The organism is Streptomyces spongiae (assembly GCF_009377185.1).
Lineage (GTDB): Bacteria > Actinomycetota > Actinomycetes > Streptomycetales > Streptomycetaceae > Streptomyces > Streptomyces spongiae.
The window spans coordinates 1-6,270 of the sequence record NZ_VJZC01000581.1 but is presented as its reverse complement, the minus strand read 5'-3'; the positions used below and the strand labels follow the sequence as shown (position 1 = coordinate 6,270).

The 6,270-nt window shown below is 71.9% G+C and carries 6 protein-coding genes; 3 read left to right on the top strand and 3 right to left on the bottom strand.

What is annotated here, in order from left to right; genetic code table 11:
* Positions 1 to 86: 86 nt before the first annotated feature.
* Genes FNH08_RS42005 through FNH08_RS41995 form a run of 3 tightly spaced genes read right to left on the bottom strand, consistent with a single transcriptional unit; the run spans position 87 to position 3,665 of the window.
* Positions 87 to 716 carry a TetR/AcrR family transcriptional regulator gene (locus FNH08_RS42005; RefSeq protein WP_152776770.1) on the bottom strand — a complete coding sequence of 210 codons (630 nt, stop codon included), beginning with the start codon at positions 714 to 716 and terminating at the stop codon, positions 87 to 89.
* 35 nt (positions 717 to 751) lie between these two features.
* Positions 752 to 2,854: a YhgE/Pip family protein gene (locus FNH08_RS42000; RefSeq protein WP_152776769.1), complete on the bottom strand. Its 2,103-nt coding sequence runs from the start codon at positions 2,852 to 2,854 to the stop codon at positions 752 to 754.
* A complete protein-coding gene (locus FNH08_RS41995) occupies positions 2,826 to 3,665 on the bottom strand; it encodes an ATP-binding cassette domain-containing protein (RefSeq protein WP_152776768.1) in 840 nt (279 codons plus the stop codon). The genes FNH08_RS42000 and FNH08_RS41995 overlap by 29 nt, the downstream gene beginning before the upstream one ends.
* A 162-nt stretch (positions 3,666 to 3,827) precedes the next feature.
* Between FNH08_RS41995 and FNH08_RS41990 the strand changes: the two genes are divergently transcribed.
* The 3 genes from FNH08_RS41990 (at position 3,828) to FNH08_RS41980 (ending at position 6,057) form a co-directional block, all read left to right on the top strand.
* The gene (locus tag FNH08_RS41990) at positions 3,828 to 4,388 is read left to right on the top strand and encodes an SAV_6107 family HEPN domain-containing protein (protein WP_152776767.1); all 561 of its coding nucleotides are present in this window, start codon (positions 3,828 to 3,830) and stop codon (positions 4,386 to 4,388) included.
* A 222-nt stretch (positions 4,389 to 4,610) separates the two neighbouring features.
* Positions 4,611 to 5,390: a methyltransferase gene (locus tag FNH08_RS41985; RefSeq protein ID WP_322726329.1), complete on the top strand. Its 780-nt coding sequence runs from the start codon at positions 4,611 to 4,613 to the stop codon at positions 5,388 to 5,390.
* A gap of 277 nt (positions 5,391 to 5,667) precedes the next feature.
* Complete coding sequence (locus tag FNH08_RS41980) at positions 5,668 to 6,057, top strand: DUF3040 domain-containing protein (protein WP_322726328.1); 390 nt, start codon at positions 5,668 to 5,670, stop codon at positions 6,055 to 6,057.
* The last annotated feature ends 213 nt before the right edge of the window (positions 6,058 to 6,270 follow it).

The window sequence follows — 6,270 nt, the reverse complement described above, 5'->3', positions numbered from 1 at the left end:
GTACGGGGGAGACGGGGGAGCACGATGAGGCGCCGGTTCGAGGTGGCCCGCGGGGGACGCGGCCACAACGAACCGGCGCTTCGCCGTCAGCGCGCCCCGCTCACCCGCCCCTGAAGCAACCGGGACAACGCCGAGTGGACGTCGTCCAGCGACCGCTCCGGCTGGAACGACTGCCAGTCCAGCGCAGCCACCAGCACCATGCCCACCAACGCGGCCGCGGTCAGCGGAACGTCGATCTCGTCGCTCAGCTCACCACGCTCCACCCCCTCGCGCAGCACGCCCTCGACGACCGCGACCGCCTCCTGCCGGACGACCATCAGCGTGGACTGCCAGGCCCGGTTGGTGCGCCAAAGCTCGGCCACGTACAACTGCGTGAACGCCGGGTAGCGTTCGATGAAGACGAGCCCGGCCCGGACCATCGCGTCGAGGGCGTCGACCGTACCCCCGCCCTCCTTCGCCGTCTGCTCCGCCGCCTCCCGCAGGGAAGCGGTCAGGAGCCCCACTCCGTGCCGCAACAACTCCTCGAAGAGGACCGATTTGCTGGCGAAGTTGTAGTAGACCGTGCCCTTCGCGACCCCGGCCCGCTCGGCGATCTCGTCCACCGTGGTGGCGGAGAACCCCTGTTCCGCGATGAGCGTGACGGCCGCCTCGTAGAGCTTCTGCCGGGTCGCCTCACGACGGCTGCTGCCGCCTCCCGTGACGGTGCTGCTTTCCATGCCCCTGATTCTCACAGCAGCCGGTGCCCGCGCGGTCACAGGCTCAGCTCCGGGTGCAACCGGTCGAGGGTCCACACCTGCCTGCGGCGGGCGGACACGGCGGTCAGGGCGAGGGCGCCCGCGGTGAAGGCCAGGAGGACGGCGCAGGCCTGCCAGACCGGGGACAGGCCGCCGCCGGTGATGAGCCTCCTGAGGGCCTCCACCACGTAGCTCATCGGCAGGAACGGATGGATCGCGTTGAAGAAGTCCGGGCTCGTCTGCACGGGGTACGTGCCGCCCGCCGACGTCAACTGCAGCATCAGCACGGCCAGGACGAGGATCCGGCCCGCCGCGCCGAAGCGCGCGTTCAGCCACTGCACGATCGCCGCGAAGCACGCCGTCACCAGGAACAGGAAGCCCACCGTCCCGGCCGCCCGCGCCACCTCCAGGCCGACGGCCCAGTGGAGGACCGTCATGAGGGCGAGCGTCTGCAGCACCCCCAGCGCGGCGACCGGCAGCCATCCCGCGAGCGCGATCCGCCACGCCGGGGCACCCGCCGCCAGCGCCCGCCGGTTGAGCGGCGGGATCAGCATGTACGCCACCATCGCGCCCACCCAGAGGGCGAGAGGGATGAAGTAGGGGGCGAAGCCGGTGCCGTAGTTGGGGGCCTTGTGCAGGTCCTTGGAGGCCAGTTGCACCGGGTCCGCCATCACCTGGGTGCGCCGGTCGCGGTCCTGCTCGTCGTAGTCGGGGATCTGCTCGGCCCCGTCGTGCAGCCCGCCGGCGAGCTTCCCGGAGCCGTCGGCCAGCTTGTACATGCCCCCCTTGAGGTCGATCGCGCCCGACGACAGTTCGCCGACCCCCGTGTCCAGGTCCGCCGCGCCCGTCCGCGCCGTACCGAGGCCGGTGTGCAGCGTCCGCGCGCCTCTGGCGACCTTCGCGGCGCCCTCGCTGAGGGCGTTCACCTTGGAGACGGCGTCGTCGAGGTTCTCGGAGAGGTGCGGTGCCGCCTTGGCGAGGGCCCTGGCCTGCCGCTGCAGGGTCGCGAGATCCTGGTCGAGGGCCTTCAAGTCGCCGTCGTAGTCCCGCACCACCGTGTTGACGTCCGCGGCGAGCCGTGCCGCGTCGGCGGCCGCGTCCCTGGCCTTCTTCAGGTCGCCGCAGGCCGGGTCGGGCACGAGCTGCTTCTCACAGCGCCTGTCGTACACGCCGTTCAGCGTCTCGGACGCCGTACGCGTGCCGCTCTCCGCGGCCGGGGCCGTCTTCACGAAGGCGTCCAGGTGGTCACGGATGACACCCGTCGAATCGGCCACCAGCGTGGCGGTGTCGGCGATCGTCCCGCCGTCGTTCTTCAGGAAGGGCCGTACCTGGTCCGCGGCCCCGCCGACCTTCTCGGCGAGCGCCCGGGTGCCGTCCGCGACCTGCTGGGAACCCTCTTCCAGGGCACCGGCACCGCTGCCCAGCTTGCTCAGGCCGCTCGACAGCGCCCCGCTGCCCTCCTTGGCGCTCTTCAGACCCTCCGCGAGGTCCTCGGAGCCCTTCTCGGCCTTCCCTATACCGCCGTTGAGGTCGTCGGCGCCCTTCGCGGCCTTCTCCGTCTCCGCGTGGATGCCGGAGAACGAGATGAAGATCCGGTCCAGGAAGGACCGCGACGCCTTCGTGGACGCGGCCGTGCGCACCTCCGAGAACACCGTCCGGGAGATCTGCCCGACGATGTAGTTGTTGGCGTCGTTCGTACGCACCTGAAGGGCGCCCGTCGCGGGGGAGTCGCCGGAGCTGGACGCGATCCGCTCGCTGAAGTCCGACGGCATGGTCAGCGACAGGTAGTACGTGCCGTCCTCGACGCCCTCACGGGCCTCCTCGGCGCTCACCTCGTGCCAGTCGAAGACGTCGCTGTCGAGCAGCCTCCTGGCGATGTCGTCGCCCGCCGTGAGCCTCTTCCCGTCCTTCCCGTCCTTCCCGTCGGCGGTCGCCCCCTTGTCGTCGTTCACCAGCGCCACGGGGACGCGGTCGAGGCGGCCGTAGGGGTCCCAGAAGGACCACAGGTACAGGGCGCCGTACAGCAGCGGCAGCAACAGGAGCGATACCAGCGCCGCGCGCGGGAGCTTCCCCCTGCCGAACCGCCTGAGCTCAAGCGCGGCCAGCTTCGGCGAGCGCATCGGCCGTCTCCTTGTCGTCCTTGTTGTCGTTGTCGTTGTCGTTGCCGTCGTTGGCGTGCCGTTCCTTGCCGGTGTCCTGGCGGGTGGACACCACCACGGCGCCTTCGGGCGCCTCGCTGCACACCGCCACCACCGTGGTCCCGGACCCGGCGATCGACCTCAACAGCGCCCACGCCTCGGCCCGTTCGGCGTCCGGGAGCTTCAGGTCGGTGTCGTCCACGCCGAGGAGCCGGGGTCGGCCGATCAGTGCCAGTGCGACGGACAGCCGCAGCGCCTCCAGCCGTTCCAGATCGCGTACGGCGGTCCGGGCGCCCTTGGGCAGTGCCTCCAGGTCGAGTCCGGCGGCGGCCGCCGCGTCGTCGATGTGGCGCTTCGCGTCGGCGGCACGCTCGGCGCGCGGCCGCATGAGTTCCCGTAGCGAACCACTCACGGAACCCCTCACGGAACCCCCGAACCTCCACTGCAGCAGCGCCCGTTCGCGCAGGTGCTCGCCGACGGTCAGGGCGGGGTCCAGGTCGGTGACCCCCGGGACGTGGGCGAGCGCGCTGATCCGGCGTACCGCTGACAGGCGCCCGGGCAGCCGGTGCGGGCCGACCGTGGCGTGCCCCTCGCCGGCCTTCATCCGGCCGGTGAGGGCCAGCAGCAGACAGGTGCGTCCGGACCCGGACGGTCCCTCGATCGCGACGATCGAACCGGGCTCCGCGTCGAATCCGACACCCCGGAACGCCCAGCCGCGCGGCCCCCTGAGTCCGAGATCCACTGCCCCGACGGCGACCCCCGCGGCCTCCCGAGGCACTCCAGGCTCGTCCATGGTCCCCTCGCTGCGTGCTTTTTGAACTGACTGGTCAGTGCAAAAACTACACCGAACCTGTGATCGAGGCAAAACCCCAGGTCAGAACGGATTGTCAGTGGCATACCTCACGATGGGCACATACGGCCACAGTGCCGTCACACAGACGACAGGAGGTTCGTCATGGCCAGCTACCACGCAGCAGCCGCCCGCCGGCGCCGCGCCACCACCGGCCCTGCCCCCTCACTGACCGGCCCGGCGAGCGACGTGCACCCCGTGCTCCGCCGGGCGACGGCCCCGCCCGCAGCCCTCGACCTGCTCGCCCAGGCCCGCGCGGGCCTCGACGAGGCGACGGTGCTTCAGACCCCCAACGAGCGGTACGCCACGGCCCATCTGGCCGCCCTGCGCACCGCCGCCGCCGTGCTCGCCGCCCGGGGGCGCCCGGAGCCCAGCGTGCGGCGCCGCGCCAAGATCCGGAGCGCCTGGGAAGTGCTCCCCGAAATCGCGCCCGAACTCACCGAGTGGAGCGCGCTGTTCGCCTCCGGAGCCGCCCGCCGCGCCCGCGCCGAGGCCGGCATCCAGGGCGCGGCGAGCGCGCGCGAGGCGGACGATCTGATACGGGACGTGGCGATGTTCCTGCGCCTCGTCGAGCGCATGCTGGTCCTCCAACCCGTCCTGCCGCAGCCCCGGCAGGACCGGCAGGGCAGGCGGGACGACGCCCCGGAAGTGCCGGACGCGGGCTGAGTCCCAGGGGCGGTCGCGGGCCCGGCGTCCCGATCGCGGTCGGCGCGGCGGCCCGGCCGGAGGGCTCACGGCCGCCGCGAGGGACGCGCGGCCGGGTCCGGTGCCGGAGGCAATAGGGTGGGGAGTACCTGCACCTCTCCGCACTGGCCACCGCGCCCGGGCGGAGGCAAGCCCATCGCTCCGCCGTACAGCAGGCGGTGCCGCGCCGAGGAGTCAACTGCCGTGTCGGACCCTATGCGCCCCCGCTCCTCTCTCCGAACCGCCGTGGTCTGGGACGTCCTGAAGGAGGCCCTCGACCGCCGGGTCAAGGCCACCGGGCGCGACGCGCACGTCGGTCTCGACGTACTGGACACCGGAGGCGGCAGCGGCAACTTCGCGGTGCCCGTGGCCCGTCTCGGTCACCGCGTCACCGTCGTCGACCCCAGCCCCAACGCGCTGTTCGCGCTGGAGCGCCGCGCCGCCGAGGCCGGCGTCGCCGACCGCGTACGGGGCGTCCAGGGAGACGCGCACGGCCTGTTCGACGTCGTCGAGCGCGGCGGCTACGACGCGGTGCTGTGTCACGGCGTCCTGGAGTACGTGGACGACCCCGCCGAGGGCATCGGCAACGCGGTCGCCGCGCTGCGCCCCGACGGCGTCCTCAGCCTGCTCGCCTCGGGTCTGGGCGGAGCGGTGCTCTCGCGCGCCCTCGCCGGCCACTTCAAGGAGGCGAGGCAGGCGCTCGACGACCCGAACGGGCGCTGGGGCGAGAGCGACCCCGTCCCGCACCGCTTCACCGCCGAGCAGCTGACCGGGCTCGTCGAGGGCGCGGGACTCCGGGTCGCGGCGGTGCACGGGGTGCGGGTCTTCGCCGACCTGGTGCCGGGTGTGCTGGTGGACACAGAGCCGGGCGCTCTGGACGCGCTGCTCAAGCTGGAGGCCGCGGCGGCCGAGCTGCCCGCGTTCCACTCCGTGGCCACGCAACTTCATGTGCTCGGCGAGACGCAGGGGGCCGCCGAGGCCTGAGTTGACTCACGGGCCGTGTTCCTGATCAGGGGCTCAACGGCGGATGGAGTACGCCACAGGCCGCCCGATCCGGCGCTCGGAGCCGTATGATCGAGGGAGACCGTCCGGCATGACGGCCCGTTCACTGGGGCATGTACGCCTCAGTGAAACGGAAGGCCATGGCGGATTCCGGTTGGCGAATTGGCGTAGAGGGGCGGGTTTCACGGGGGCGATTCCCTGCCTATCCTGAAGAGGACCCCCCGGGTCGCCCCGGCGACCGCACGATGAGGAGGACTCCGTGCCGCTCTCGGAGCACGAGCAGCGAATGCTCGAGCAGATGGAGCGAGCGCTGTACGCCGAAGATCCCAAGTTCGCGACAGCGCTTGAGGGAAGCGGGCTGCGTACGTACACCCGACGACGGGTTTACCAGGCGGTCGCGGGCTTCCTGGTGGGTATCGCGCTCCTCATGGCCGGAATGGTCGCACAGCAGATCTGGGTCAGCGTGGTGGGATTCCTCGTCATGCTGGGCTGCGCAGTGCTCGCCGTCACCGGTTGGCGCAAGGCCCCCAAGCCCGGTGAGCAGCCGTCCGGCGCTCCCGGTGCCCGTCGGCAGCAGCGACAGCGCCGCTCCATGATGGACCGCATCGAACAGCGCTGGCAGCGCCGCCGCGACGAACAGGGCCATTAGGCTCCGCCGCGGTCCCACAACCACAGACGTATCCGAGGGGTGACCACCCAAATGGCGGTCACCCCTCCTGCACGCCCGGAAACGTGTCTCCTCGGCCGGGATCCTGTCGGTGGTCGGCTGCGGGGGCGTTGTGGCTGGTCGCGCAGTTCCAGCCAATCTCATGGCTCGATCGCACGACAGCGGGCCGCCCCCCGGAGGTGGACTCCGGCGGGC